Here is a 25801-nt window from a genome sequence, read left to right as displayed (position 1 = left end):
CTTCGCATGGCTTCGCGCGCCGCCCTCGCGCCCTGCCAAACCCAACCCAAGCCCGTCAAAGGACTTGACTCACAAATCCCCATATGAGGGTGGGCAAAGCCAACGGGTCGCGCGAATGCGCGCCCGATGACAGGTTCCGCGTGCCCACCATTGACGCCAACGAACTCGGAGAGATGGTGGGCACGCTGCGCTTTGCCACCCTCCGATTCCCCCATCGCGTCATCCACCTGTCGTAAAACCTTAGACGTGGAGTCAAACTCAACGGGCACACCTTTGTCGTGATTCGACGAGGGTGCTTCGATGCCGATTGCGATACGCGCCGGGCAAGCCGTTAACCGGCGTCAATTGCTGGTCCGCTCCGCGGCAACACTCGCCGTTGCCGGTCTCGGCAGCCTCGCCAGACCTTACCTCAGCCGCGCCGCGGACCGGCCTCTCATCGCGAGCGGCATTCAATCGGGCGACGTCTCGGCCAACTCCGCGGTGATCTGGGCGCGCGCCGACCGGCCGGCGCGGATGCAGGTCGAATGTTCTGTTGTCGAGAGCTTCAAGACAATCATTCGCTCCGTTACCGCCGATGCATTGCCGGGCAGCGACTTCGTATCAAAAGTTCTGCTCGATGGGTTGCCGGCGGGGCAGGACATTTTCTATCGCGTGCGCTTCGACGACATCAGCGAGAGCGGCATCGAAGGCGAGACGCAGGTCGGGCATTTCCGAACCGCGCCCACCGCGCGGAGCAATATTTCGTTCGTGTGGTCGGGCGATACCGCTGGCCAGGGCTGGGGCATCGATCCCTCGCGCGGCGGCATGCGGACCTACCGCACCATGCTCGACAACCGACCGGACTTCTTCATCCATTCCGGCGACCACATCTATGCCGATTGTCCGGTGGAACGTGAACTGAAACTGCCCGACGGCGGCGTCTGGCGCAACATCGTCACCGAAGAGAAGTCCGTGGTGGCGCACAGCCTCGAACAGTTCCGCGCCAACTACAAATATAATCTGCTCGACGACAATGTGCGCGCCTTCAACGCCGAGGTGCCGATGTTCGCGCAATGGGACGATCACGAGGTGACCAATGACTGGTCGCCGATCGGCACCGCCGACGAGACCGGCTATGCCGAGGACGGCAGCTCGCTGATGGTGGCGCGGGCGCGCCGCGCGTTCCATGAATTCATGCCGATGCGCGCGACGCCGACGCAGGACGGCCGCATCTATCGCAAGATCGCCTACGGCCCGCTGCTCGACGTCTTCATGATCGACATGCGCAGCTACCGCGATTCCACCTTTAACAAGCGCGACGATCATAGCGAAACCTGCATCCTTGGCGTGGCGCAACTGGCCTGGCTGAAACGCGAACTGGTAGCCTCCGATGCCACCTGGAAGGTGATTGCCGCCGACATGCCGATCGGCCTCTTCAGCGAGGATGGCATTGCGCTCGGCGACGGCCCGCCGGAGCGGCGCGAGCATGAGATTGCCGATCTGCTGTCGTTCATGAAGCGCGCCGGCATCCGCAACACGGTGTGGCTGACCGCGGACATGCATTACACAGCCGCGCATCATTACGATCCGAACCGCGCGGCGTTTCAGGATTTTGAACCGTTCTGGGAGTTCGTCTCCGGCCCCTTACACGCGGGCACCTGGGCGCCGGCCCCGCTCGACAATACGTTCGGGCCGCAAGCGATGTTCCAGAAGGGCTGCAGCGCGGAGCAGGGCGAGAATCTCGCCCCCTGTTTCGGCCTGCAGTTTTTCGGCCGCGTCGATATCGACGGCAAGACCGAAGTGATGACCGTGACGCTAAAGGACGTCGACAACCGCGACCTGTGGTCGGTCGATATCGAGCCCCGTCCGGACGCGCGGCCCGGCCGGATCATGGCGCAGCATATCTGACGCGTTCGTTTCGGAAGCCCCCGGCTCAACCCCTCCATGTTCGCGCCGCATAGTCTGGCTAGGCTTCGCCGCTTACCGACGCGTGGGCTGAAAAATCGCATCTGGAAGTTGCGTATTAATTCTTGAAGGAAGCGTTGCGGTGGCGCACAATTCGCATGTCCCTCCCGACCGGAGCGCTGCCATGTTTGTCGCCGAGAGCAAGCGCCTGACGCATCAGGGCGCGAAGAGGATCATGGCTGCGGCGCTCGAATTGGCCGGTCAGGCCAACATCGCTATCTGCTGTGCGATCGTGGATGCCGGCGGGCATGTGATCCTGATCGAACGCATGGACGGCGGCCGCTTCCATACCGTGCACTCCTGCACCACCAAGGCGGTTTGCGCCGCGTCAAACCGCCGCCCGACCACGGCCAAAGGCGCGGCCGGCCAGGATCTCGACGTCAGCCATGCGATCGGACTTGCGCTCGCCGCCGGACCGGAACGGTGGACGGCCATGGAAGGTGGGGTGCCGGTGCTGGTTGACTGCGAATGTATCGGCGGTGTCGGCGTCAGCGGCGGTGATTGGGAGACCGATTTGCGGATCGCCAAGATAGCCGTCGAGTCGATCGGCGCGAATTGGGAATGACATAGCAGGGACCGAGGCCGGCCGACGAACTCGGCCTTGGTAGGAAGTGTTGGGGAGGGCAAAGGGATGAGTGCCGATCCGCTCCGCGTGGCTTGTATCGGGATGGGATGGTGGTCCGACGTTCTGGCGGATGCCATCCAGCGCTCCGGCAAGCTCGAGATCCGCAGCTGCTACACAAGGTCTGATGAAAAACGCCAAAATTTCGCGGCAAAATACCGCTGCCGGCCGGCCGCGAGCTACGAGGCGCTGCTGGCCGATCCCGAGATCGAGGCGATCATCAACACGACGCCGAACGATGTGCATCTGGCGACGACCTGCGCGGCCGCAGCCGCCGGCAAGCACGTCTTTCTGGACAAGCCGATCGCCAACAGCATCTCGGACGGCCGCGCCATCACCGAGGCCTGCCGCAAGGCCGGCGTGGTCCTGGCGCTCGGCTACCAGCGGCGGCGCGAGAGCCATTTCCGCTGGATCAGGCAGCAGATCGACGCCGGCCGGTTCGGCAAACTCGTCAACGCCGAGGCGAACATCTCTCGCGATCGCCTCGGCAAGGTCGATCTCACCTCCTGGCGCTACCAGGCCGCGGGCATGCCGGGCGGCGTGATGCTGCAGATCGGTATCCACTACATCGACGTCCTGGAATATTTGATCGGGCCGATCCATGCGGTGCGCGGACAAGCGGCGCAACTGGTGCTGCCCGGCGACAATCCGGATGTCGCGAGCCTGATTCTGGAGCACGAGAACGGCGCGCTCTCCACACTGAACGCGAGCTACGCCTCGGCGTCCGAATACTATCTGATGAATGTCTACGGCAAGGACGCCACCGCCTACTACGATCTGCACAACGGGCTTCGCCTGCTCAAGCGCGGCGAGACCACGCCGGTGGTGGTGCCATGTGCTGAGAATGACACCCTGGTCGAGGAGCTGGAGGAGTTTGCGGCCGCAGTTCGCGGGCAGGGCCGGCACGAAGTCGGGGGCGAGTACGCGACGCGGTCGCTCGCGGTGGTACGCGCCGGCATTCTCTCGGCGCGTGAGGGACGTTCGGTCGAGATTGCCCAAATATTGAACGGTGACGTGAAAAATGTGACGGCGCAGCAGCACGGATAGGAGCGCGCGTTATGAAACCTGGCACGTGTGTCTGGAAAGCTTGTCTTTGGAGAGCTTGCGCGGTTGCGATAGTATTGTCCGGCATCGCGGGGCCGGTGCGCGCGCAGGACTATCCCTCCCGAGCGATCACGGTGGTCGTGCCGTTCCCTCCGGGAGGCGCCAGTGACGTCGTTGCGCGCATCGTCACCAACCAGATGTCGAAGATCCTCGGGCAATCCATCATCATCGAGAACGTCGGCGGCGCCGGCGGCACGGTCGGCAGCGCCCGCGTAGCGGCCGCCGCGCCCGACGGCTATACCCTGCTTGCCGCGGCGATGGGCTCGCATGTCGCAGCTCCGGTGCTCACGCCGAACCTCAAATACGATCCCGTTGCCGATTTCGTGCCGATCGGCTTCACCGCCCATTCCCCGGCAGTCATTATCGCGCGGAAGGATTTCCCGGCAAAGGACCTCAAGGAATTCGTTGCAGCGCTGCGGCAACGGGGTGACGCGGTGAAGCAGGCCCATGGCGGCATCGGCGCGTCCTCGCATATGGCGTGCCTGCTGTTCACGGCGGAAATCGGCGCGAAGCCGGCGCTTGTTGCCTATCGCGGTTCAGGCCCGGCGCTGAACGATCTGGTCGGGGGTCACGTCGATTTCATGTGCGAGCAGTCGGTCAGCGTGGCGGAGTCGGTTTTGGCCGGCTCTGTCAAGGCCTTCGCGGCCTCTGCTGCGAAACGCCTCGAAACGCTGCCAAGTGTTCCGACCGCGAGGGAGGCCGGCATCAACTACGAGATGAGCGTCTGGGCCGGACTGTTTGCGCCGAAGGGGGTTTCGCCCGAAATCATCGCCAGGCTTTCCGATGCGCTCGACCGGGCGCTTGATGAGGATGCCGTGCGCGAGCGGATTGCCCAGCTCGGCGGCTCGATACCGGCAAAGGACGAGCGCAACCCGGCTGCATTCGACCGTTTTGTTCGGTCCGAGATCGCACGCTGGTCACCCATTCTTGCTGCGGCCGGAACCGGGAAATGAAGCGTTGAGCCGAAGCGGTGGGTCGGCGAGGAGTGCTCACTGCCTCGCCACGAGATAACCGACCGCCACCATCAGTACGGAAATCGTCACGACCACGCCGAGCACGGCGGTGATGATCGCAGGCAGTTCATGGTTGTCCAGCCATTGTCGCAACGCCTTTACCATCGCACCCCCTGACCTGGTCCCGATTGTTCCCCACCTTGCACGCGGGCGATTTTAATAGCGATCAATTTCGCTCAGTGAAATAGCCTGTCCATGCGTCTTTCGTCGCGCGCCTGCAACCGCCGGAAGGCCGCCACGGCCTTGCCGAAGCACAGGCGTTGTGTAATTCCCGGCTCTGGGCCGGCTTCGCGAGGGGAATTCTTTTCCGTCCGCCGGAATTCGGGTTTTCGCTACACACGGGCTGGGCTCCGGTCCATACTGGCCGCATCAAAGGGAGGTCTTCAAAATGCGTGAAGCTGTTATCGTTTCCTATGCACGTACCGGGCTGGCAAAGTCCGGCCGCGGCGGGTTCAACATTACCCCGCCGATGTCGATGGCGGCCCACGCCATCAAGCACGCCGTCGAGCGCGCCGGCGTCGAGAAGGAATATGTCGAAGACTGCTATCTCGGCAATTGCGCGCATGGCGCGCCGAATATCGGCCGTCAGGCCGCATTGCTTGCCGGCATGCCGAAGTCGACCGCGGGCGTTTCCGTCAATCGCTTCTGCTCGTCGGGATTGCAGACCATTGCAATGGCCGCCAACTCGATCCGCTCCGATGGCGCCGACTGCATCGTCGCCGGCGGCGTCGAAAGCATCTCGATCCCCGGCGGCGGCTCGCCCAAGGAATCGATCGATCCTGATTTGCTCAAGGCCGCGCCCGACATCTTCATGGCGATGATCGACACCGCCGATATCGTCGCCGAGCGCTACAAGCTCAGCCGCGAATACCAGGACGAGTACTCGCTGGAATCGCAGCGCCGCATGGCGGCCGCCCAGCAGGCCAACAAGTTCAAGGACGAAATCGTCCCGATGAAGACCAAGATGAAGGTGGTCGACAAGGCGACGAAAGCAGAGAGCATCGTCGACTACACCGTCGACCGCGACGAGTGCAACCGCCCCGAGACCACCATGGAAGGCCTCACCAAGCTCGAGCCGGTTAAGGGCCCCGGCAAATACGTCACCGCCGGCAATGCCAGCCAACTCTCGGACGGTGCGGCGGCAGTCGTGCTGATGGAAGCCAAGGATGCCGAGAAGCGCGGCCTCAACCCGCTGGGCCGTTTCGTCGCCTGGGCGGCGGTGGGCTGCGAGCCGGACGAGATGGGCATCGGCCCGATCTACGCCGTGCCAAAACTGTTGAAGCGCCACGGCCTGAAGATCGACGACATCGATCTCTGGGAGCTCAATGAGGCCTTCGCCAGCCAGTGCCTCTATTCGCGCGACAAGCTCGGGATCGATCCCGAGAAGTACAACGTCAATGGCGGCTCGATCGCGATCGGCCATCCCTTCGGCATGACCGGCGCGCGTCTCACCGGCCACATCCTGCAGGAAGGCCGCCGGCGCAAGGCCAAGTGGGGCGTCGTCACGATGTGCATCGGCGGCGGCCAGGGCGGTGCAGGCCTGTTCGAGATCTATAGCTGAGGTCTTCCGCGCTTAAACCAACAGGCGGATCGCAACAAAGAAAATGGCTCCCGCAAGGAGCCATTTTCCGTTTGAGGTGTCGGCCTCAGTAGCGATGCTTCTTGATGATCACGACCCTGTCGCGATGACCGTGACGATGTCCGCGATGGTAGCCGCGGTCGCGATGCGACCTGTAGTGGGCACGTGCGCCGTGATGATGGTGGTGGTGCTGACCCGCATGGTGACCGCCACGTTTGATCACGACGGTCTGGGCGTCCGCAATCGACGGGGCCGCGAAGATGATCGCGCCGAGTGCGGCAATAACGTATCCAAGCCTCTTCATTCCAAAACTCCTCCAATTGAGCGAGGATAGAACATCACACCCAAGGGAACGTTCCCGCGGAATCTCAAGAGAATTCTGAACGCCTGTTCAGATGCGTGCATCGCGCTGCGGCGTCGTTCGACTTTAGGCTAGCCCGTAGTTTCGTAGGATGGGTGGAGCGAAGCGATACCCATCATCACGCGCACCGGCATTGATGGGTATCGCTTCGCTCCACCCATCCTACGGAGGTATGGACGCCGGTGGACCGCTGGTCTGCCCACTCGGGGATCATCGGCGCCACCGTTGGCTTTGCGTGGGACGATGCACGCCCTGCTTGCGGAACGCCGGAGCCCGGCGCATCATCACCAGATAAAAATCATATCAGGGGGAGCGCTGCGATGACCGGGTTTTCACGCCGTGATTTTCTTAAGGTGACGGGATCGGCTGCTATCGCCGCCGCGTCCGGCCGCGCCCATGCTGCGATGGGACCGAACGACAAGTTCGATCTCGTGATCAGGGGTGGCGACGTGCTCGACCCGAGCCAGTCGCTGCGCGGAAAACGCGACATCGGCATTCGCTGGGGCGTGATCGAGGCCGTCGAGAACGAAATCCCGGCCGCCCGCGCCGCCAAGACCATTGATGCCTCCGGCAAGCTGGTGACGCCCGGCCTGATCGATCTGCATTCCCACGTCTACCCTTACGGCTCGGCGATCGGCATTCCCGCCGACGAACTGGTACAGGCGCAGGCCACCACCACGGTGGTGTCGGCGGGCGACGCCGGCGTCAACAATATCGCCGCGCTACGCCGCTACATCGTGGCGCAATCGCGGGCGCGGATTTACGCCTTCGTCCACATCGCCAACAACGGCCTGTCCGGCTTCCCGGTCGCCGAACTCTACAACATCGATTATGCGCAAGTCGAAGCCTGCGCGATGGCGCTGGCGGAAAATCCGGATTTCCTGCTCGGCGTGAAAGTGCGGATGTCGGAGAACGTCATCGCCAGGCATGGCCTCGAGCCGCTGAAGCGCGCCATCAAGGCCTGCGAGATGTGCGGCTGGCCGGCCAAGATGATGGTGCATATCGGCGGAGTCGAGACCAAAGAGCTGATGTCGGAGATTCTCGATCTGCTGCGCCCCGGCGACGTGCTGACCCATTGCTATTCCGGCGCGCCGAATATCGCCGGCGTCTTCACCAACATCGTGCAGGATGGAAAACTATTGCCGGCGGCGCTATCCGCCAAGCAGCGCGGCGTGATGTTCGATGTCGGCCATGGCGGCGGCAGTTTCGACTTCACGGTGGCGGAGGTGGCGATCCCAGGCGGCTGTACGCCGGATACGATCTCCTCCGACATCCACGTCTTCTCTGGTAACTCGCCGGGCATGCCTTACTTGCCGAACGTGATGAGCAAGTTCATCCCGCTCGGCCTTTCATTGGAGCAGGTGGTGGCGGCGGCGACAGTGACGCCTGCGAAAATTATCAACCGTGCGCCGAAGATCGGCACGCTGCAGATCGGCGCGCCCGGCGACGTCGCGATCATGGAACTGGTGGAGGCGCAGACCTCGTTCGTCGACACCCGCAACAACAAGCGCGAGGGCAAGCTGTTGCTTAAACCCGTGCAGACCGTGATCAATGGCGTGCCGTTCGGCCGGCCATACCAGGCGCCGTTCGCGGTGCGGTAGTTCTGCCGGTTCAACCTGGTGGCCGCTGCGTGCGGCTTTCGCCGATGATGTCAGCGATGACGGCGCCCATTACCAGGGCGCCGCCGGCGAGAACCCGCAGCGTCGGGACCTCGCCAAATCCCACCCATATCCAGAACGGCATCAGCGGCGTCTCCAGCGTCGAGATCAGGGCGGCCTGGCCGGACGGTAGCAGGCGCGAGCCGAGGAAGAACAGCGTGAGGCCTATGGCGACCTGAAAGCATCCGAACATCGCGAGAATGAGCAGGTCGAAACTGGTGATCGCAGCTATTCCGTGGGCGAAGGGAATGCTGATAACGCTGCCCAGGATGTTCGACATCGCGGCAGCCGCGACCATCGATGTATTCTTGTGCCGCCGTACCATGACCGTCATCGCCGCGATCGCCAGCGCCATGAAGCAGGCGAGGGCTATACCGATGACGTCGGAGCCGGCGCGTGCGTTACCGACGATGATCATGACGCCGCAGAGCGCCACGATGCTCGCCAGCATGGTTCGCAGGTGGGGGATTTCCCGCAGCCATATCCAGGCAAGCGCCGCCGCGAGGAAGGGACCCGTCGCGATGATGATGGCGACATTGGATACATCCGTGAGCTGCAGCGAAGGGATAAAGGCGATCATCGCCAATGCCGAAAACGATGCGACGAGCCAGCCGTTCTTGTCCATCCTGGTCAAATCGCGCAAGGCGGCACGACCCTGCAACAGCACCATCAAGACCATGATCATGCCGCCGCCGAACAATCCGCGCCAGAACAGGATGGTCCAGGAGTCATAGGGAAGCAGCCGTGTGAAGAACGGCGCTGTGCTCCAGGCGATGGCGGCGGCGACGACAAGGGCAATGCCCAAGCGATGCTGGGAGGGTACCTCCGCCATAAGGGAATCAACCCAGACTGAGGTTGAAGCTTCGGCCGAGCAGCTTGTCGACGAGGTGCGCTGGATCGTCGGGGAGCGCGTCGCCGCGCCAGGCGACGTGCTGATCGGTGCGCGCAAGGATGAGTTTGTGGCCGCTGGGCGGTTGCGCCGGAGGAATATCGACGATGTCGAACGGGACGCCGTTGCTGCGCATCGCGTCAGTCAATGGCGCAACCGCAACATCCGGATCATAACGCACCAGCGTGTAACCCGGCCCGAGCGCATCATAGACCGGCCGTCCGTCGGCCAGTTTCGCGAACGGAAGCCGGCAGCCCGGCGTCGAGGACGGCGTGAAATCCGCCATCGTAAAACCCGGCTGTTCGGCGCCGTCATAGGCGATGATCGGGGAGCGATCGTAGAAATAGCCGAAGTTGAGGCCGGCGCAGCAATATTGCTGCACGTTCAGGTCATAGGCCGCTTGTCCCACCTGCTTGCGGACGGCGTCGCCCTCCGGCCCCGGCTGTTCGATTTCATCGGGGACGGTGCGACGCTGGCTCAAAACCTTGCCCGCCATGTCCATGGCAAAGCGCGACACCTGTTCGGTGATGGGAAGGCGCTCGGCCTCATAGGCATCGAGGATGGCGATGTCGGCCCATCCTTCCAGATAGGCGGCAAGCAGCCATGCGAGGTTGGTCGCATCCGCGATCCCGGCATTCATGCCGTAGCCGGCATAGGGCATCCACAAATGCGCGGCGTCGCCGCAGATGAATGCACGCCCCTTGCGAAAGCGGTCGGCGACGAGACGGCGGCCGACCCAGTCCTCCTTGCTCAGCACCTCGTATTCGAAATCGGGGCCGACGCCGAGGATGGCGCGGATCGACGTGTCGCGATCGACAGATTCGAAGGTCTCGTCCTCGCGGTTGAGGTGGTTATGGATCAGCCATTTTTCGCGGCCGTCGATCGCGACCACCGTGCCGCAGCGTCGCGGATTGAGCGACAGCGTCATCCAGGCGGGCTGGTCCATCAGGGCGAGCAGGCCGGGCGCGTGTATATAGGTCGACTGCACGCGCTGGATGATCGGCGTTCCCTGCAGATTGGCGTCGATAGCCTTGCGAACGAGCGAACGTGCGCCGTCGCAGCCCACGATGAAATCGGCGTGAATCTGCAAGGCGGTTCCGGTGTCGAGGTTCCGGACGGTCGCAACGATGCCGTCATGGCCTTCGCTGAAATCCTCGAACGCGGTGCGATTCAGAATCTGAAGCCCGTCGATATCAGCGGCGTGCGCGAACAGCACGGGTTCCATGTAAATCTGGTTGATGCGGTGCGGCGGTTCGGCGGTCGGCCATTCGGTATCCGGTCCGCCGGTGGCAGTATAGCGATCGCGCCGGCAGGGAATGGGGATGCGCGAAAGCTCGATGCCCGTTGCCGTGGTGCGGTAGGAGCAATCGTTCGGGTAGTCGGCCGGCAATCCCGCGTCGCGCAGCTTCTGCGCCAGTCCGAGCCTGCGGAAAATCTCCATCGAACGCGACGACACGTGGTTGCACTTCACGCTCGGCGGTTCCCCGGCGGCGCGCGTTTCTACGACAGTGACGGAAATTCCCCGCAGCGCGAGGTCCATCGCGAGCGTGAGGCCAACCGGACCGGCGCCGACCACGAAAACGCGGGTCTTCATCGTCTGGCTCGCGGCCTTGTCGCTTGCTGCGCTGGGACGATCATGCATAACTGACAGCCACAAAAAAAATCATCGGGGGACCTGCATGTTTCCGTCGATCCGGCGAGCCTTAATCGGGGCCCTTGTTGCCGCCTTGTCGCTGTCGTTATCGGCGATTGAAGCAGCAAACGCATATCCTGATCAACCGATCAAGATCATCGTGACGTTTCCGCCCGGCGGCAGTGCCGATATCGTGATCCGCGCCCTTCAGCCGTTGCTGTCGGAGACGCTGCGTCAGCCGATCGTTATCGAGAACAGGGCAGGGGCAGGCGGCAATATCGGCATCGCGGCCGTGGCGCAGGCCGCGCCTGACGGATACACGCTCGGCGTGGCCGCGGCCGGCGTGCTGACCGTCAATCCCCACCTCAATCGCGCGGCGATGTCGTTCGACCCGGTCAAGGATCTCGCGCCGGTCACGCTGCTGGCGGAAATCCCGTTCGTGCTGGTGTCCTCGCCACAGTCGGCCATTGCCTCGGTCGCAGACCTCATCGCCAAGGCCAAGGCGCAACCGCAGGGCCTGTCGATCGGCCATGGCGGTAACGGAACGGCGATGCACCTGACCTCGGCCCTGTTCAACCAGAAGGCCGGCGTCGGAGTTCAATTGATCGCCTATCGCGGCACCGCGCCGGCGACAACGGACGTTCTTGCCGGCCACGTCCCGCTGGCGGTGCTGGATATCCCCGCATCCAAGCAATTGATCGGCGACGGCAAGCTGAAGGCGCTCGGGGTTTCCGCCGCCAAGCGCGTCGCCTTCCTGCCCGACGTTCCCACGCTGGCGGAGCAGGGTCTGAGCGGATTCGAATCCGTCGGCTGGTTTGGGATCGTCGCGCCCGCCGGCACGCCGCCCGAAATCATCAGCACGTTGAATGCCGCCTTCGTCAAGGCGTTGAGCGATCCCGCCGCGATCGAGAAAATCCGCGTTCTCGGCGCCGAACCTGCACCCACCTCGCCCGAGGCTTTTGCAAAATTCATCCAGAGCGAAAGCGCGAAATGGGGGAAATTGATCGCCGAGGCCGGGATCAAGAGCGAATGAATCGCTGAGGCTCGAGGTCGCAGGTTGTCCCGCTCGATGCGACGATCCTGCGACCAGAGAAGCCCGGCTCGAACTCAGCTCTGCGCGCGCTTCTCCACATTCGCAATCCGTTCCGGCACGCCGAACTCCTTGCGGCAGACTTCGGCTAGCACGGCGACGCCCTCGCGGATCTGTTCGCGCGAGGGGCTGGCGAAGCACAGCCGCAACCGGCTGCCGGCATAGGTCTTGTCGGTCGACCATTCCGGTCCGGGATTGATCGCGACGCCTGCGGCGAGCGCGGCCTGATAGAGTTTTAGCGTGTCGACATTGTCGGGGAGTTTTACCCACAGGAAGATGCCGCCTTCGGGCGCTTCGAACTCGGCCGCGGTGCCGAACTGCTCGTTGAGCGCTTCCATCAGCGTGTCGAGCTTTACGCGCAGGCCGCGCGTCAGTTTTGGCACATGGGTGGAAAAATGCGGCGCGCAATATTCCGCCAGCACCATCTGCTCCAGCGCGCCACTTCCGGCGTCGGTCTTCAGCGCCAGCATCCGCGACATCATTTCCCAGGGGGCGACGATGAAGCCGACGCGCAGTGCGGGGGCGATCGATTTCGAGAACGAGCCGATGTGGATGACGCCGCCATGCTTGCTCATGGCGTGGATCGCGGGCGGGCGCTCGCCGCTCCAGATCAGGTCGGCATAGCAATCGTCCTCGAAGATCGGCACGCCATATTGCTGCGACAGCTTCAGCATCTCCGCGCGGCGCGTCTCCGGCATGATTGACCCGGTCGGATTCTGCACGGTCGGGATGGTGTAGATGTATTTCGGCGTGATGCCGCGGCTTTTGTGGTCGGCGAGCGCGGCCGCCAGCGCGTCCATCCGCATGCCCTGATCGTCAAGGGGAATGCCGACCGCCTTGACGCCGAGCCGCGTCAACCGGGTCAGCGCGCCCTGATAGGTCTCCTGTTCGACCAGCACGGTGTCGCCGCGCGCCAGCAGGGTCTGATTGACGAGGTCGAGCGCCTGCAACGAACCCGAGACAATCATGATGTCGTCGGCGATGCAGGCGATGCCGGCATCGCGCTTGAGTTTCGCGGTGAGGAATTCGCGCAGGGGACGATAACCCTGCGGTCCGCTGGCAAGCCCGTACGTCGCAAGCGTCTGGCCCTCGCGCCTGAGCACGGCACTGACCGCCTCGATCAGCCCATCGACCGGAACCTGGTCGGGATCATTGTTGCCGCCGACGAAACTGTATCTGGCAAGACCGGTCCACCGCGCGGCCGGCGCCGGCAATCCGGCTGGCAGCAATGGCGCGAAATCGAAGGGGGTTGCGGTAGACATGGATATTCACTCCGTTTTGTTTTTCGTTGAGAAGGCCGCCGGCGGCCTTCCGGCTAGCTAGTTCTTGACGATCCGGATCGGCCGCCCTGGCTGATGAAGGCATAATGCCCGGCGCCGACGCCGCCGACCATCAGCGCCTCCACCGTCGGTTCGGCGATTTCGCTCGTGGCGGCCCATGCGTTGTGGACGCTGAGCGTGACCGAAAAATCCGCCCGCAGCTTGCCCTGGCTCATCGAGACGCTGGAATAGACCGGCACGTAGAATGCGCCTGACACGGCGAGATTTTCTGTGGGCAACGCGGTGAGGGAGGCGGCGAAGTTCTGTTCGATGGCCCCGGTCTGCGCGCCTGCGGCGGCGGAATATAGTATCGACAGTGCAGCCAGAATCGCGAGAAAAGCCCCCTTTCCATGGCTGTGACACATTGCTTGTTTGACCCCTGCGCCGGGATCTCTAGGTTGGGGTAGGGGCAAGATCGGACCAATGCACGAACTTATTCGCGATATCACCTTATGCATCCTGTTCGCCTGGGGGCTCGGCCTGCTGGCGCATTTTTCGCGGCAGCCGCTGATCCTGGCCTACCTTATCGCCGGGTTTATCATTGGTCCATTCGGCATGAAATGGGTCAAGTCCGAGGAGTCGATCAACGTCATCTCCGAGCTCGGCCTGATCTTCATGCTGTTCATGATCGGGCTGGAAATCGACCTGAAGAAGATCGTGCGCGCCGGCAAGGTCATCCTGTTTGCCGCGGGCGGGCAATTGGTCGGCGGCGTCCTGCTCGGAATATTGTTCTTTGTCGGGATCGGGCTGTCGATGGGCAACGGCCATTTCGACGCGCTGTATCTCTGCGTTGCCTGCGCGCTGTCGAGCACGGTCATCATCGTCAAGGTGCTGTACGAGAAGCGCGAACTCGACACGCTGCCGGGGCGGATCACGCTCGGCGTGCTGGTGCTGCAGGACATCTTCGCGATCCTGTTCCTGGCGGTGCAGCCGAGCCTCGATAATCTGCAAATCAGCGTGATTCTGCTCTCGATCGCCCGGGTCGGCGTGCTGGTGGCGACCGCGCTGGTGCTCAGTCGCTATGTGCTGCCATGGCTGTTCCACCAGATCGCGCGCCGGCCGGAACTGATCCTGCTCGGCGCGCTGGCCTGGTGCTTTCTGATCGGCGAAATCGCGGAGAGGCTGCATTTGTCGCGCGAGATGGGCTCGCTGGTGGCGGGAGTTTCGCTGTCGACATTCCCCTATGCGCTGGACGTCACTGCCAAGGTGACCACGCTGCGCGACTTTTTCATCACGCTGTTCTTCGTCTCGCTCGGCATGACGATCCCGATCCCCGGAGCATCGGTGATCGGGCTGGCGCTGATGATTGCCGCCTTTACGGTCGTCAGCCGCATGGTGACGACGTTCGCGCCGCTCTATCTGATGAAGCAGGGCCTGCGCGCGAGCCTGCTGCCGGCGATCAATCTGGCGCAAATCTCTGAATTCTCGCTGGTCGTGATCCAGACCGGCGTTGCGGCGCGCCATATCAGCACCGAGACGTCGAGTGCGGCCTCGTTCGCCTTCGTGGTGCTGGCGGTCCTGAGCACCTTCGTCATGGGCCGCAGCGACCAGGTCACGCGCAGCCTGATCGGTCCCTTGAAGCGGCTCGGCTTGCGCGATCTCGATCACAAGCATGAGGGCGACGCCGGTCACGAGGGCGGGCACGGGGAGGCGCGTCGGATCGTCATTCTCGGTTTCTTCCGCGCGGCCAGCGCCTTGTTGAGCGAGATCGAGCGGCGCAGTCCGGCGGTTCTCGAACAGATCACCGTGATCGATTTCAATCCGCTGGTGTTCCGGACCTTGACCGATCGCGGCATGCACGTGGTCTATGGCGACATCAGCAGCGTCGATACGCTGGTGCATGCAGGCGTCGGCAAGGCCGAGCTGATCATCCTCAGCATTCCGGACTCGCTGCTGAAAGGCGCCGACAACGAAAAGCTGGTCCGGCATGTCCGTTCGCTGAACCCGACCGCGAAAATCGTCGCGACCGCGGAGATCCTGGCCAACGTCAACGATCTCTACGAGGCGGGGGCCGACTACGTGACGGTGACCAGGCTCAGCGACGCCGACGAGCTCTACAAGGTGATCGAGGCGGCCCAGGCCGGGCTCCTGGAAGACAAGCGCGCCGAGACCGACACGCTGCTCAGCGAGCGCCGCGAGGTGCTGCCGTAGAAATGGGCCTGCGTAGCGTGCGTAGCCCGGATGGAGCCAACGGGTCGCGCGAACGCGCGCCCGATGACAGGCTCCGCGAAATCCGGGGACTTTCGCAGACCGGGTCGACATCCCCGGATTGCGCTTCGCTCCATCCGGGCTACGGGCTGGCATTCTGGTATGCCTGCGGACGCGTTCCGCCCTGCGTATTGACGCTGGCGCAGGACATTGAGTCCGGCTAATGCACTGGCTGCACATCACGAGATCCAGAGAAAATGGCCGATACGATCCAGGAAGTTCTGCAAGCGTTTGCCAAGGGTGAACTCGTCGTCGTCACCGACGATGACGACCGGGAGGGTGAGGGCGACCTGATCGTCGCCGCCTCGCTCTGCACCGCGGAGAAGATGGCATTCATCATCCGTCACACCTCCGGCATCGTCTGCGCACCGATCACCACCGACGACGCCCGCAGGCTGCGGCTCGATCCGATGGTGGCGCACAACGAGTCCAACCACACCACCGCCTTCACGGTCTCGATCGACTACAAGCCCGATGGCGGCACCGGCATTTCGGCGGACGAACGCGCCTCCTGCTGCCGCGCGCTCGCCAATCCCAATGCAGGCGCCAATGATTTTGCGCGGCCCGGTCATATTTTTCCGCTGATCGCCCGCGACGGCGGCGTGCTCTTGCGCTCCGGCCATACCGAGGCGGCCGTCGATCTCTGCAAGCTCTCCGGCCTGCCGCCGGTCGGCGTCATCTCCGAGTTGATGAACGACGACGGCACCGTGATGAAGGGCGAGCAGGTCGCACGCTTCGCCGCCACCCACAAGCTCAGGCACGTCACGATCGCTGACATGATCGCCTACCGTCAGGCGCGCGAGAAGCTGATCGAGCGGGTCGCGACCTTCACCACCGACAGCCCGATCGGGCCGCTGCAGGGCTATGCCTATCGCTCGCCGTTCGACGAGATTGCGCATGCCGCCTTCGTCTATAACGGCATCGGCGACGGCAAGAACGTGCTGACGCGGCTGCACAAGCCGAACATCGTCAAGGATCTCTTCACCGGCCAGGCGCGCATGCAGATCGTGCTGAACCATTTCGAGAAAGCCGGCCGCGGTGTGCTGGTGTACTTGCGCGACGGCGCGGCCGGAGTTCCCGTCGAGCCGGTCGGCGAACAGAAATCGGCGGAGGCCGATCGCAACCGGCAATGGCGTGAAGTCGGCGTCGGCGCCCAGATCCTGCGCGATCTCGGCATCACTTCGATCGTCAACCTCACGTCCTCCGTGCACGATTACAAGGGACTATCCGGTTTCGGCATCGAGATCGTCTCCAGCGAGCGGCTTGAAGACTAGCGTTCGTCATCTCGTCAAGCACCAATCCATTTGCGCTTCTGCCGATAGCGCATTATTTTGTCGACAATTTCCATGAGGACAGTGATGCGAAAGGGATTTTCATGAGCGTGCGCCCTCAAGCCAAGGACAAGCCGGCGGCGGCTTCTTTCCAGTGGGACGACCCGTTCCTGCTCGACGACCAGCTCACCGAAGACGAGCGCATGATCCGCGACACCGCGCGCGCCTATGCGCAGGACAAGCTGTTGCCGCGCATCGTCAAGGCCTATCTCGAAGAGAAGACCGACCGCGAGATCTTCAACGAGATGGGCGAACTCGGCCTGATCGGTATCACGTTGCCGGAGGAATATGGTTGCGCCAATGCGAGCTACGTCGCCTATGGCCTGGTGGCGCGCGAAATCGAGCGCGTCGATAGCGGCTATCGTTCGATGAACTCGGTGCAGTCGTCGCTGGTGATGTACCCGATCTACGCCTATGGCGACGAGAACCAGCGCAAGAAATACCTGCCGAAGCTCGCCACCGGCGAGTGGGTCGGCTGCTTCGGCCTGACCGAGCCGGACGCCGGTTCCGATCCCAACGGCATGAAGACCCGCGCCGAGAAGGTCTCCGACGGCTACCGCCTGACCGGCAGCAAGATGTGGATTTCCAACGCGCCGATCGCCGACGTCTTTGTCGTCTGGGCGAAATCGGCGGCGCATGACAACCAGATCCGCGGCTTCATTCTCGAGAAGGGCATGAAGGGCCTGTCGGCGCCGAAGATCGGCGGCAAGCTTTCCTTGCGCGCCTCGATCACCGGCGAGATCGTGATGGACGGCGTGGTGGTGCCGGAGGACGCGCTGCTTCCCAACGTATCAGGCCTGAAGGGCCCGTTCGGCTGCCTCAACCGCGCCCGCTACGGCATTTCCTGGGGCGCCATGGGCGCCGCGGAAGACTGCATGCACCGGGCGCGGCAGTACACGCTCGACCGCAAGCAGTTCAACCGGCCGCTCGCGGCAACCCAACTGGTGCAGAAGAAGCTCGCCGACATGGAGACCGAAATCGCGCTGGGCTTGCAGGCCTCATTGCGCGTCGGCCGCCTGATGGACGAGGGCAAGATGGCGCCGGAAATGATCTCGATCGTCAAGCGCAACAATTGCGGCAAGGCGCTCGACATCGCCCGCGTGTCCCGCGACATGCACGGCGGCAACGGCATCCAGATCGAGTATCACGTGATGCGCCACACCGCGAATTTGGAAACCGTGAACACCTACGAAGGCACCCATGACGTCCACGCCCTGATCCTGGGCCGGGCGATAACAGGCATTCAGGCGTTTTCGTAAGGAGACAATGCCGTCGTGTTCGGCGTAACGTAACCCCAAGTGTCGTCATGGCCGGGCTTGTCCCGGCCATCCACGTCTTGGGACTCGCAATGGAAGACGTGGATGCCCGGGACAAGCCCGGGCATGACGAGATCAACGAGAAACCGCAAAACCGGACATCTCCCATGGCCGACAACGACGACATCCCGTTCAACCGCGACTTCCCCCTCAAGCCCGGCGTCGTCGATGAAGCCCGCCCCGGCGTGCGGCGGGTTCTCTGCAACAATCCGAGCCCCTTCACCTTCACCGGCACGGTCAGCTACATCGTGGGCCAGGGCAAGGTCGCCATCATCGATCCCGGACCCGACAACGAGACGCATGCCCAGGCGCTGCTCGACGCCGTGCGCGGCGAGACGGTGACGCATATTCTCGTCACCCATACCCACCGCGACCACTCGCCGAACACCACGCGGATCAAGGCCGCCACCGGCGCCCCCGTCTATGCCGAGGGGCCGCATCGCGCCTCGCGGCCGCGGTTCGAGAGCGAGAAGCACAATCCGGAATCCGGGGCCGACCGCGATTTCAGGCCCGACATCGAGGTCAAGAACGGCGACGTCATCGAAGGGCAGGGCTGGGCGCTGGAGGCGGTCGCAACGCCGGGCCACACCGCCAATCATCTGGCGTTCGCGTGGCCTGAACGAAAGATCAACTTCGTCGGCGATCACGTGATGGGCTGGTCGACCTCGATCGTCGCACCCCCGGACGGATCGATGATCGACTACATGGCCTCGCTGGCGCGGCTGGAAGCCCGCGAGGAGGATCTGTATTTCTCAGGCCACGGGCCGGAAATTCCGGAAGGGCCGCGCTATGTCCGCTTCCTGACCCGGCACCGGCAGGCCCGCGAAGCCTCGATCCTGCATCGTCTCGCCAAGGGCGAGGCTGACATCCCGACCATGGTGCGCGCGATCTACATCGGCATCGACCCGCGGCTGACCAACGCCGCCGGCTATTCCGTGCTGGCCCATCTGGAAGACCTGGTCACCCGCGGCATCGTGGCGACGGATGGTGATCCGGTGATCGGGGGCACGTACCGGATGGCGTAGGGGCGAATAGCGAATGGTGAGTAGCGAATAGGGTCAGCGCCCCGCGTTGTCTCACCATTCGCTATTTGCCACTCGCAATTTGCGCTAGCTGCCCTTCTTCACCGTCTTCGGCGGCGTCTTGGCCGGCGTTTGCGGTTTCTTCTGCGCCGGTTTGGCGTTGTCGACGGCCGAATTGATCTCCTCGATCAGCTTGGAGACGCGTGCGGCATTGCTGCCGAGGTCGCTTTCGAAATAGCGCGAGGAGGAGCGGATATCGACGCGCGAATCCTCGCCGTCGGGCGTGATGCGGATCGAGATGTCCTCGCGAAATCCCATGATCGGCGTTCGCGCCACCGCCTCGATGCGGCCGATGCGGCGCGGTGGCTGCGGCGGCCGTTCGTCGATCACAAGCCACTTGCGCTTGGTGATCAGCGCCAGCGTCACCTCGTAGGCCCGTTGCGGCGGCACCTCGAGCTCCACGGTTTCGATCTCTGGGTAGGCCAGCCGCTGCTGTTCGGCCGAATAGAGCCCGGCATAGACCGCGGAGTTGGCGCCTTCGCCGCTGCGCAGCCGCGCCAGCGCCTCGAAGCGGGGCGGATCGATCGGATCGGTGGTGATGTCGTGGATCGGCGGCAGCTTGCGGTATTGCAGGGCGAGATAGGCCGGGTAGGCCAGCAGGAGGGTACTGATCAGGAACGCCAGCAGGATCCGGCCCATGCCGCGCGACCCGTTCTGCCAGATCGAGGCAAAGGCGGCGAGGCCGACCAGGATCGACAGCACGGCGCAACCGAGCGCGCCGAAGAAGGTCGCCAGCGCCGGCTTCATCTCCAGAAAGCCGAAGCGGACGATGAGGATCGAAACCACCACCGCAACCACGGCAAAGATGGCGAGGTTGCGCGACCAGGTGGCGAGGCTGGACACGGGCTCCGACTGGTAGGGAGCGGTAAACCTTCGGGCCATCGGTAAATCTGCCGGGTTGGGGCCTGTCTGGCCGGCGGGCGGGACGGGCTGCAAACTCGCAGCTTGAGACCACGGCGGGGCGCGAATTTCAAGGTTTGCGCGCTATACTTCTTGTTTGACGCGTTTTCTTGACGCGAACCGGGCATCCACCCGGATCAAGTCCGGGGCAGGCTTTCGCTCGAAAACGCTATTAATCGGGCCATGCGCTAATGGCAGCAACCTTGCCGGTTAACTATCCCTGTAAATTGATTATTAGTTGTAGATTGAAGTCGGTCCAACTTTCGTCTACCTCTTGCCGTCGGGTTGTCGTATTTGCCGCAACACGGGACTGTCCTGCACGGGACCGGCGAACCGCCAACCAAAAAGGGAAACGGCGGGTGTCAGCCGGAAGCGCTGCAGGATGATCTCAACTTCCGGTCCTTGTTGCCGGGCGGAGCCGCAAAGATGCGGTTGCGCCCATCCGGAGTTTCAGGGATCATCGCATAGGGCGCAATCGGCATACGTCCGCGGGGCTGGTGGATAGCCTCAGGGGGGCGAGTGTTCAGTATGAGTGATTCAAAGCACGAAGGATCTGTCGGACCGAACGATCCGGAATATTACGCGCCGCGCGAACTGAGGGATCGGACGACCAGCGAGCAGCCGAGCCCGGCGCTCATGCAGAACAACGATGGGTGGCGTCCGCGAATGCCGACGGAAGGACCGTCCCTGCAACCATTTGGCAAGCCTCCACGCCGCCAGGATTCCGAAATGTTCACCAAAGCGGTTGCGCAGGCCATGCAGGAGGCGAGGGACGTGGCGCCGGTCGAAGCGCCATCCGTGCTCCGCGACCTGTCGGGTCGGCGCGCGCTGCTCCAGCAGGTCATCCGCTTCTCGATTGCGGTGGCGATTGCGGCGAGCATCGCGACGCTTCTCGTCATGGCCATTCCGTCTTCGCAACGCCCCGCCGGTCAGGACAGCGCGTCGCTTGCGGCTGCCTGGCAGTCGGTAAAATCGTCGGTCACCCCGGCGCCGCAGCCGGCGCCGCCAGCGAAGCGCACGGCGACCCTGGCCGTGCAGGACGGCAGCGGCTTCACCAACGATCCCGTGCCGCTCGGAATTCACGTCGGCGCTCCGCCGCCCGGCGCGTTCGTATCCATCAACGGACTGACTGCCGGCTCACGGCTGACGTCCGGCAAGCGTAGCGGTTCCAGTGAGTGGCGCGTGCCGGCGACGGAGATTTCCGGCGTTTCGGTCATTCCGCCCGAAGGATTCACCGGCCAGATGCTGGTCACGGCGGAATTGCGTGACGGTAACGGCGTGGCTCTCACCGGCACCTCCACGCGGCTGACCTGGGCGGCAGCGCCAAGCCTTGCCGCGGTCGCGCAGCCGCCAAGGATCGCCGTGGCGCCGCCGCCAATGTCCGTGGCGCCGCCGGTGGCCGTGCAGCCACCAGTTGCCGTGCCGCCGCCGGTCGCCGTGGCGCCGCCAGTCGCTGTGGCGCCGCCGGTCGCCGTGGCCGCGGCCGTGCCGTCGGCGATGCCCGCCCCGCGGCAGACGGAGGTCGTGCGCAGCCTCGATCCGAGGGAAGTCGCCGGCCTGATCAAACGCGGACAGGTTCTGCTCGCCAGCGGCGACGTCCAGTCGGCGCGGCTGTTGCTGATGCGCGGCGCCGAGGCGCGGGATGCGCGGGCAGCCTTGCTCGTCGGCACGACCTATGATCCGGCGTTACTCAGGCAGATCGGCGCCGACGGTCCGCTGGCGGATATCGCGCAGGCCCGCACGTGGTATCAGCGGGCAAAGGAATGGGGCGAACCCGACGCGCAGCGAAAGCTGGAGGCGCTGGCGCTGCGCTGAGGGGATAGACGGCAGCCGATCCGGTCGGATTGAACCGGATCGTGATCGATCTGCGCAGGCATGAGCTTCAGGAAGGCCGCTTTCCGTTTGTGGGAAGCGGCCTTCGCGTTTTCAGGGCAGGCCTCACGCCGCTGCGTTCGGGAAGCGGTAACTCTTGAACTGGTCGCGCAGCGCGGTCTTCAGGATCTTGCCGGTCGCGGTGTGGGGAATGCCGTCGACGAAAGCTACGTCGTCGGGCATCCACCATTTGGCGATCTTGCCGTCCATGAATTTCAGGATGTCCTCGCGCGTCGCCTGCTGGCCGGCCTTGAGCTGGATGATGAGGAGCGGACGCTCGTCCCATTTGGGATGATAGATGCCGATAACGGCGGCTTCCGCGACCGCGGGATGGCCGACCGCGAGGTTCTCCAGATCGATCGATGAAATCCATTCGCCGCCGGACTTGATGACGTCCTTGGAGCGGTCGGTGATCCGCATGTAGCCGTGCGCGTCGATCGTCGCGACGTCGCCGGTGTCGAAGAAGCCTTCATCGTCGAGAATATCCGTATTGACCTTGAAATAGGCCTTGGCGACCGCGGGGCCGGCCACCTTGAGGCGGCCAAAGGTCTTGCCGTCCCACGGCAAATCCTTGCCGGCATCGTCGGTGATCTTCATCTCGACGCCGAACGGCGGATAGCCCTGGGTCTGCAGGATGTCGAGCCGTTCCTCGCCGGTGAGTTCGGCAAACGGCGGCTTCAGCGCGGCGACGGTGCCGATCGGGCTCATCTCGGTCATGCCCCAGGCGTGGCGCACGCGAACGCCCATGTCGACGAACGCCTTGATCATCGATCGTGGCATCGCCGAGCCGCCGCACACCACGCTCTTCAGATGGGGCAGCTTCAGATTGCCGGCCGCCATGTGGTTGAGCAGCATCAGCCACACCGTCGGCACGCCGGCGGTGTGCGTGACCTTCTCGGTGTCGAGAAGTTCATAGACCGAAGCACCGTCGAGCTTGGCGCCCGGCATCACGAGCTTGGTGCCCATCGAAGGCGCGGAGAATGCGATGCCCCAGCTGTTGGCATGGAACAACGGCACCACCGGCAGCATTGTCTCGGCGGCGCTGGTGCCGAGAGCGTCGACATTGTTGGCCATTAACCCGTGCAGCACGTTGGAGCGGTGCGAATACAATACGCCCTTCGGATCGCCCGTGGTGCCCGAGGTGTAGCACATCGCGGCTGCGGTATTTTCGTCAAAATCCTTCCACGTGAACTTGCCGTCGGCTTCCGCGATCCAGTCCTCATAGGCGACCGCGTTCTTCAGCGTGGTCTGCGGCATGTGGGCCTTGTCGGTCAGCACGATGTAGCGCTCGACGCTCGTCAGGCTGGCGGCGATCTTTTCCAGGATCGGCACGAAGGTGATGTCGATCATGACCACGCGGTCCTGCGCGTGGTTGATGATCCAGGCGATCTGGTCGGGGAACAGCCGCGGATTGACAGTATGGCAGATCGCGCCGATTCCCATGATGCCGTACCAGGCTTCGAGATGGCGCCAGGTATTCCAGGCGATAGTGGCGACGCGGTCACCGAGCTTGATGCCGTCGCGATCCAGCCGTTGCGATACTTTCAGTGCGCGTGCATGAATTTCGGCGTAATTGGTGCGATGAATGGGGCCTTCGACCGACCGCGTGACGACCTCTTGCGTGCCGTGATACTTCGCCGCGTGTTCGATAATCCGATGGCACAGCAAAGGCCAGTCTTGCATCAATCCGAGCATACGCACTTCCCTCCGATGGTTTTGTTCGTTGCCGCACGATCCGCCGACTGTACGGGCGGATCGCGGGGTGGGTTCATGGAATTGACATGAACTTTACCGCGCAGAACGCAAGCCGAAAATGGGCTTATGGCGCCTTTCGTCGCATTGGAGCGGCAATGGTTACCGTTGCCGCGGTGGCGATCCTGATTGGCATGCCAGTCGAGCCGGCCTGGGCGGCGAAACGGTCTCGCGCCGCGCCGTGGGACGACCTGTTCAGGGATCTATCGCCAAGGCCGCGCCCGACGACGCGCCGTGCGGCGGAGCCGCTATCCAAGGCGGTGGTGCCGCTGCCGAAGCCGCGCCCGTCTGAGGCCCCTTCGGCCGAGCGCGGCAAGCCGGACAAGGAGCAGCAGGCGTCTTCCCCGAACGGCAAGCCTGACCAGCAGGCCACGCCAGCGCCGCAGCCCACGCCACAGCCATCGGCCTGCCGGCTGGCGCTGACGGAGGCCATCGCGATCGCGCCCAGCATTCCCGACATCAAGGGCGCCGGCGGCTGCGGCGGCGAGGATTTGGTGCGGCTGGAGGCGATCGTGCTGCCGAACAAGCGGCAGGTTTCGGTGAAGCCGGCGGCGATCCTGCGCTGTACCATGGCGTCTGCGCTGGCCGGGTGGATCCGCAACGATATCGCGCCGCTGGCGGAGCGCCTCGGCAGCGCCGTCTCCGATCTCGACAATTTCGATTCGTACGAGTGCCGCGGCCGCAACCGAATCGCAGGCGCCAAGCTCTCCGAGCATGGCCGCGCCAACGCGGTCGACGTTCGCGCCTTCAAGTTCGCCGACGGCAGCTTGATCTCGCTGACCGACCGCACCGTGCCGCGGGGATTGCGCGAGAGTGTGCTGCATTCCGCCTGCACGCGGTTCTCGACGGTGCTGGGTCCAGGCTCGGACTGGTACCACGAGGATCACATCCATCTCGACCTGATGGAACGGCGCAACAATTACCGGATCTGCCAGTGGGACGTGTGGGACCCGCTGCCGCAGAAAGCGCCGCTATTGCCGGCCGAGCGGCCCGACGAAGCGCCGCCGCGCGAGGTCGCCGCCAAACCGGACGACTCCAAATCTGACGCGAAGTCCAATGCGAAGTCTGACGCCAAGCGCGATGCGAAGCCGGACGCTGAAAACTCGGATGCCGAGAAACCGGAGGAGGCCGAGCCGCCACGCGAGGAGAAGCCTGCAAAGAAAAAGCGCCGGCAAAACCGGCGCTCTTGATCTTCGACTGCGGTATAACCGGCGTCGGCTACTACGGCATCGTCTATTGCGGCATCGGGCCGCTGCTGCCGCCGCCCTGCAGCGCCATCTTGGAATTGAACGGCGAGTCGCCCTGCTTGGGCTCGAGCACGACGACGACCGTACCCTGCTTCACCCGGCTGTAGAGGTCGATGACGTCCTCGTTGGTCATGCGGATGCAGCCCGAGGAGATCGAGGCGCCGATATATTCCGGCTGGTTGGTGCCGTGGATGCGGAACAGCGTGTCCTTGTTGCCCTGATAGAGATAGAGCGCGCGGGCGCCGAGCGGATTGTCGACCCCGCCGGGTACCGAGGCCGGGAGGCCTTCGATGCGCTTATGGATATCGGCCGTGGGCGTCCATTTCGGCCATTCCGCCATGTTACCGACTTTGGCGATCCCGGAGAAGGCGAGGGCTTCCTCGCCGACGGTGACGCCATACCGGATCGCCTTGCCACCATCCTGAACCAGATAGAGATAGTGGTTATCGGAATCGACGACGATGGTGCCGGCCAGTTCCTTGCGGTGATAGTCGACAATGGCGCGGCGGAACGGCTCTGCCGGCTTGACCGCGGCGTAGCGCGCCTTGGCAAGCTGGGCCTTGTCGTTCGGCTTGAGGGTGGCTTCAGGAGCAGCCTGATAGGTGGTTGCCGGCATACAGCCGGACAATGCAAGGCCGGCGGCGATCAACCCCAGGATTACTTTCAGCGACGACATGGTACACTTCCAATCGAAAGTATTGCGTTCGCAGCAACAAATGTTGCATCAAAAACGCGACGATTCCATTAAGCGCATTATCCGCAAAAACCGGCGCTTATGCCAGCATTTGCGCGCCCCTTCGGCGCTGCGGAAGGCCGGCTGTGACTTTTGTGCCGCAAAATTTGCGAGTTCCTGTTGATTTCTGGGCAAGGGTGGCGCCGGG

22 protein-coding genes are annotated in these 25801 nt (G+C 63.7%); 13 read left to right on the top strand and 9 right to left on the bottom strand.

The window, feature by feature from the left end; all coding sequences use genetic code 11:
* The first annotated feature begins 300 nt into the window (after window positions 1-300).
* The 4 genes from IVB22_RS31675 (at window position 301) to IVB22_RS31660 (ending at window position 4623) form a co-directional block, all read left to right on the top strand.
* The gene (locus IVB22_RS31675) at window positions 301-1887 is read left to right on the top strand and encodes an alkaline phosphatase (RefSeq protein ID WP_247521094.1); all 1587 of its coding nucleotides are present in this window, start codon (window positions 301-303) and stop codon (window positions 1885-1887) included.
* 181 nt (window positions 1888-2068) lie between these two features.
* A complete protein-coding gene (locus IVB22_RS31670; protein WP_247521093.1) occupies window positions 2069-2509 on the top strand; it encodes a heme-binding protein in 441 nt (146 codons plus the stop codon).
* A gap of 66 nt (window positions 2510-2575) precedes the next feature.
* Window positions 2576-3613 carry a Gfo/Idh/MocA family protein gene (locus tag IVB22_RS31665; protein WP_247521092.1) on the top strand — a complete coding sequence of 346 codons (1038 nt, stop codon included), beginning with the start codon at window positions 2576-2578 and terminating at the stop codon, window positions 3611-3613.
* A 74-nt stretch (window positions 3614-3687) separates the two neighbouring features.
* Complete coding sequence (locus IVB22_RS31660) at window positions 3688-4623, top strand: tripartite tricarboxylate transporter substrate binding protein (protein WP_247521091.1); 936 nt, start codon at window positions 3688-3690, stop codon at window positions 4621-4623.
* A gap of 36 nt (window positions 4624-4659) precedes the next feature.
* Here IVB22_RS31660 and IVB22_RS41440 read toward each other — a convergent pair whose 3' ends face one another.
* The gene (locus tag IVB22_RS41440; RefSeq protein WP_256467480.1) at window positions 4660-4788 is read right to left on the bottom strand and encodes a hypothetical protein; all 129 of its coding nucleotides are present in this window, start codon (window positions 4786-4788) and stop codon (window positions 4660-4662) included.
* Window positions 4789-5071: 283 nt separating this feature from the next.
* On the opposite strand from IVB22_RS41440, the gene IVB22_RS31655 reads away from it, so the two are divergent.
* Window positions 5072-6244, top strand: a complete 1173-nt coding sequence (locus IVB22_RS31655) for an acetyl-CoA C-acyltransferase (RefSeq protein WP_247521090.1) — start codon at window positions 5072-5074, stop codon at window positions 6242-6244.
* A gap of 85 nt (window positions 6245-6329) precedes the next feature.
* On the opposite strand, the gene IVB22_RS31650 is transcribed toward IVB22_RS31655, so the two are convergent.
* Window positions 6330-6566 (bottom strand): hypothetical protein, encoded by a 237-nt coding sequence (locus IVB22_RS31650; RefSeq protein WP_247521089.1) that lies wholly within the window; start codon window positions 6564-6566, stop codon window positions 6330-6332.
* A 377-nt stretch (window positions 6567-6943) separates the two neighbouring features.
* Here IVB22_RS31650 and IVB22_RS31645 point away from each other — a divergent pair, with 377 nt between their 5' ends.
* Window positions 6944-8224, top strand: coding sequence for an amidohydrolase family protein (locus IVB22_RS31645; RefSeq protein ID WP_247521088.1), 1281 nt, complete (start codon window positions 6944-6946; stop codon window positions 8222-8224).
* A gap of 10 nt (window positions 8225-8234) precedes the next feature.
* On the opposite strand, the gene IVB22_RS31640 is transcribed toward IVB22_RS31645, so the two are convergent.
* Both IVB22_RS31640 and IVB22_RS31635 read right to left on the bottom strand, forming a co-directional pair.
* Window positions 8235-9113 (bottom strand): DMT family transporter, encoded by an 879-nt coding sequence (locus IVB22_RS31640; protein ID WP_247521087.1) that lies wholly within the window; start codon window positions 9111-9113, stop codon window positions 8235-8237.
* Between the two features lie 7 nt (window positions 9114-9120).
* The gene (locus IVB22_RS31635) at window positions 9121-10812 is read right to left on the bottom strand and encodes an FAD-dependent oxidoreductase (protein ID WP_256467479.1); all 1692 of its coding nucleotides are present in this window, start codon (window positions 10810-10812) and stop codon (window positions 9121-9123) included.
* A gap of 151 nt (window positions 10813-10963) precedes the next feature.
* Here IVB22_RS31635 and IVB22_RS31630 point away from each other — a divergent pair, with 151 nt between their 5' ends.
* Window positions 10964-11836: a tripartite tricarboxylate transporter substrate binding protein gene (locus tag IVB22_RS31630; RefSeq protein ID WP_247521085.1), complete on the top strand. Its 873-nt coding sequence runs from the start codon at window positions 10964-10966 to the stop codon at window positions 11834-11836.
* 74 nt (window positions 11837-11910) lie between these two features.
* Here the strand turns inward: IVB22_RS31630 and IVB22_RS31625 are convergent, their stop codons facing one another.
* Together IVB22_RS31625 and IVB22_RS31620 are read right to left on the bottom strand one after the other, a co-directional pair.
* Window positions 11911-13155, bottom strand: coding sequence for a PLP-dependent aminotransferase family protein (locus IVB22_RS31625; RefSeq protein ID WP_247521084.1), 1245 nt, complete (start codon window positions 13153-13155; stop codon window positions 11911-11913).
* 53 nt (window positions 13156-13208) lie between these two features.
* Complete coding sequence (locus IVB22_RS31620) at window positions 13209-13577, bottom strand: DUF3124 domain-containing protein (RefSeq protein WP_247521083.1); 369 nt, start codon at window positions 13575-13577, stop codon at window positions 13209-13211.
* A 58-nt stretch (window positions 13578-13635) separates the two neighbouring features.
* Here IVB22_RS31620 and IVB22_RS31615 point away from each other — a divergent pair, with 58 nt between their 5' ends.
* The 4 genes from IVB22_RS31615 (at window position 13636) to IVB22_RS31600 (ending at window position 19092) form a co-directional block, all read left to right on the top strand.
* Entirely contained in the window at window positions 13636-15363 is a 1728-nt protein-coding gene (locus IVB22_RS31615) for a cation:proton antiporter (protein WP_247521082.1), read from the top strand.
* Window positions 15364-15617: 254 nt separating this feature from the next.
* Window positions 15618-16694, top strand: coding sequence for a 3,4-dihydroxy-2-butanone-4-phosphate synthase (gene ribB, locus IVB22_RS31610; RefSeq protein WP_247521081.1), 1077 nt, complete (start codon window positions 15618-15620; stop codon window positions 16692-16694).
* A 101-nt stretch (window positions 16695-16795) separates the two neighbouring features.
* Entirely contained in the window at window positions 16796-18010 is a 1215-nt protein-coding gene (locus tag IVB22_RS31605; protein WP_214486425.1) for an acyl-CoA dehydrogenase, read from the top strand.
* 164 nt (window positions 18011-18174) lie between these two features.
* Window positions 18175-19092: an MBL fold metallo-hydrolase gene (locus tag IVB22_RS31600; RefSeq protein ID WP_247521099.1), complete on the top strand. Its 918-nt coding sequence runs from the start codon at window positions 18175-18177 to the stop codon at window positions 19090-19092.
* A gap of 84 nt (window positions 19093-19176) precedes the next feature.
* Here IVB22_RS31600 and IVB22_RS31595 read toward each other — a convergent pair whose 3' ends face one another.
* On the bottom strand, window positions 19177-20031 hold the full coding sequence (locus tag IVB22_RS31595) for a DUF1499 domain-containing protein (RefSeq protein ID WP_247521080.1): 855 nt from the start codon (window positions 20029-20031) through the stop codon (window positions 19177-19179).
* A 546-nt stretch (window positions 20032-20577) separates the two neighbouring features.
* Between IVB22_RS31595 and IVB22_RS31590 the strand changes: the two genes are divergently transcribed.
* The gene (locus tag IVB22_RS31590; protein WP_247521079.1) at window positions 20578-21864 is read left to right on the top strand and encodes a hypothetical protein; all 1287 of its coding nucleotides are present in this window, start codon (window positions 20578-20580) and stop codon (window positions 21862-21864) included.
* Between the two features lie 123 nt (window positions 21865-21987).
* Here the strand turns inward: IVB22_RS31590 and IVB22_RS31585 are convergent, their stop codons facing one another.
* Window positions 21988-23616, bottom strand: a complete 1629-nt coding sequence (locus IVB22_RS31585) for a fatty-acid--CoA ligase (RefSeq protein ID WP_247521078.1) — start codon at window positions 23614-23616, stop codon at window positions 21988-21990.
* Window positions 23617-23702: 86 nt separating this feature from the next.
* Between IVB22_RS31585 and IVB22_RS31580 the strand changes: the two genes are divergently transcribed.
* Entirely contained in the window at window positions 23703-24863 is a 1161-nt protein-coding gene (locus IVB22_RS31580) for an extensin family protein (RefSeq protein WP_247521077.1), read from the top strand.
* Window positions 24864-24906: 43 nt separating this feature from the next.
* Here the strand turns inward: IVB22_RS31580 and IVB22_RS31575 are convergent, their stop codons facing one another.
* The gene (locus IVB22_RS31575; RefSeq protein ID WP_247521076.1) at window positions 24907-25596 is read right to left on the bottom strand and encodes a L,D-transpeptidase; all 690 of its coding nucleotides are present in this window, start codon (window positions 25594-25596) and stop codon (window positions 24907-24909) included.
* Window positions 25597-25801 lie beyond the last annotated feature (205 nt).

It is taken from the genome of Bradyrhizobium sp. 190 (assembly GCF_023073415.1).
In the GTDB taxonomy this organism is placed as follows: Bacteria; Pseudomonadota; Alphaproteobacteria; order Rhizobiales; family Xanthobacteraceae; genus Bradyrhizobium.
The sequence above is the reverse complement of the archived record's forward strand: the minus strand, read 5'-3'. Positions and strand labels throughout refer to the sequence as shown.

Bases quoted from the DNA above. Each gene is read 5' to 3' on its own strand.
- IVB22_RS31625 (WP_247521084.1), bottom strand. From the start codon at position 13,155: ATGTCTACCGCAACCCCCTTCGATTTCGCGCCATTGCTGCCAGCCGGA.
- IVB22_RS31575 (WP_247521076.1), bottom strand. From the start codon at position 25,596: ATGTCGTCGCTGAAAGTAATCCTGGGGTTGATCGCCGCCGGCCTTGCA.
- IVB22_RS31670 (WP_247521093.1), top strand. From the start codon at position 2,069: ATGTTTGTCGCCGAGAGCAAGCGCCTGACGCATCAGGGCGCGAAGAGG.
- IVB22_RS31640 (WP_247521087.1), bottom strand. From the start codon at position 9,113: ATGGCGGAGGTACCCTCCCAGCATCGCTTGGGCATTGCCCTTGTCGTC.
- ribB (WP_247521081.1), top strand. From the start codon at position 15,618: ATGGCCGATACGATCCAGGAAGTTCTGCAAGCGTTTGCCAAGGGTGAA.
- IVB22_RS31665 (WP_247521092.1), top strand. From the start codon at position 2,576: ATGAGTGCCGATCCGCTCCGCGTGGCTTGTATCGGGATGGGATGGTGG.
- IVB22_RS31595 (WP_247521080.1), bottom strand. From the start codon at position 20,031: ATGGCCCGAAGGTTTACCGCTCCCTACCAGTCGGAGCCCGTGTCCAGC.
- IVB22_RS31585 (WP_247521078.1), bottom strand. From the start codon at position 23,616: ATGCTCGGATTGATGCAAGACTGGCCTTTGCTGTGCCATCGGATTATC.
- IVB22_RS41440 (WP_256467480.1), bottom strand. From the start codon at position 4,788: ATGGTAAAGGCGTTGCGACAATGGCTGGACAACCATGAACTGCCTGCG.
- IVB22_RS31605 (WP_214486425.1), top strand. From the start codon at position 16,796: ATGAGCGTGCGCCCTCAAGCCAAGGACAAGCCGGCGGCGGCTTCTTTC.
- IVB22_RS31580 (WP_247521077.1), top strand. From the start codon at position 23,703: ATGAACTTTACCGCGCAGAACGCAAGCCGAAAATGGGCTTATGGCGCC.
- IVB22_RS31650 (WP_247521089.1), bottom strand. From the start codon at position 6,566: ATGAAGAGGCTTGGATACGTTATTGCCGCACTCGGCGCGATCATCTTC.
- IVB22_RS31590 (WP_247521079.1), top strand. From the start codon at position 20,578: ATGAGTGATTCAAAGCACGAAGGATCTGTCGGACCGAACGATCCGGAA.
- IVB22_RS31675 (WP_247521094.1), top strand. From the start codon at position 301: ATGCCGATTGCGATACGCGCCGGGCAAGCCGTTAACCGGCGTCAATTG.
- IVB22_RS31615 (WP_247521082.1), top strand. From the start codon at position 13,636: ATGCACGAACTTATTCGCGATATCACCTTATGCATCCTGTTCGCCTGG.
- IVB22_RS31600 (WP_247521099.1), top strand. From the start codon at position 18,175: ATGGCCGACAACGACGACATCCCGTTCAACCGCGACTTCCCCCTCAAG.
- IVB22_RS31645 (WP_247521088.1), top strand. From the start codon at position 6,944: ATGACCGGGTTTTCACGCCGTGATTTTCTTAAGGTGACGGGATCGGCT.
- IVB22_RS31655 (WP_247521090.1), top strand. From the start codon at position 5,072: ATGCGTGAAGCTGTTATCGTTTCCTATGCACGTACCGGGCTGGCAAAG.
- IVB22_RS31635 (WP_256467479.1), bottom strand. From the start codon at position 10,812: ATGCATGATCGTCCCAGCGCAGCAAGCGACAAGGCCGCGAGCCAGACG.
- IVB22_RS31620 (WP_247521083.1), bottom strand. From the start codon at position 13,577: ATGTGTCACAGCCATGGAAAGGGGGCTTTTCTCGCGATTCTGGCTGCA.